This window comes from Anaerococcus sp. Marseille-Q5996 (assembly GCF_946893725.1).
Classification (GTDB): Bacteria; Bacillota; Clostridia; order Tissierellales; family Peptoniphilaceae; genus Anaerococcus; species Anaerococcus martiniensis.
In genome coordinates, this window is record NZ_CAMPPE010000012.1 from 1 (window position 1) to 1001 (window position 1001).

The 1001-nt window shown below is 44.8% G+C and carries 1 rRNA gene; it reads left to right on the forward strand.

Features of this window, described 5'->3' with window-relative positions:
* Nucleotides 1-1001: ribosomal RNA gene (locus OC526_RS08300) — 23S ribosomal RNA — on the forward strand; the annotation flags it as partial.

Sequence of the window (1001 nt, forward strand, 5' to 3'; positions counted from 1 at the left end):
AGACCCTGCGAACTGAAACATCTAAGTAGCAGGAGGAAAAGAAAGAAAACTCGATTTTCCAAGTAGCGGCGAGCGAAAAGAAAACAGCCCAACCCAGTAAGAAATATATTTTTTAGCAGAATCATTTGGGAAGATGAACCAAAGAAAGTGACAGTCTTGTAAGCAAAAGAAAATATATTGTGGGGGCAAGTAGCAGTGAACACGAGAAATTTGCTGTGAAGATAGGGGGCCCATCCCCTAAGGCTAAATACTAACATGTGACCGATAGCGAACAAGTACCGTGAGGGAAAGGTGAAAAGAACCCCGAAAGGGGAGTGAAACAGAACCTGAAACCTTGTGCCTACAAGCAGACAGAGCACAACAGTGTGATGTCGTACCTTTTGTAGAATGGGCCAGCGAGTTATCATATAAAGCAAGGTTAAGTCTTTAAGAGACGTATCCAAAGCGAAAGCGAGTCTTAATAGGGCGAAAGTTAGATATGATAGACCCGAAACCGGGTGATCTATCCATGGTCAGAGTGAAGGTGAAGTAAAATTCACTGGAGGCTCGAACCGGGTGCGGTTTAAAACGCATCGGATGAACTGTGGATAGGGGCGAAAAACCAAACGAACCCGGAGATAGCTGGTTCTCCTCGAAATAGCTTTAGGGCTAGCCTATGATTAAAGATTTGCGGAGGTAGAGCACTGACTGGCCTAGGGCGGCTAACCGTACCAAAGCCTATCAAACTCCGAATGCCAAAAAATCAGATCATGGAGTCAGACTTAGAGGGATAAGCTCCTAAGTCGAAAGGGAAAGAGCCCAGACCGACAGCTAAGGTCCCAAAATCTGGATTAAGTGGAAAAGGATGTGAACCTACTAAGACAACCAGGACGTTGGCTTAGAAGCAGCCATACATTTAAAGAATGCGTAATAGCTCACTGGTCAAGTGGGTTTGCGCCGAAAATGAACGGGGCTAAAATTCAGTACCGAAGCTTCGGATTGATAGAGAATTTAAAATTGCT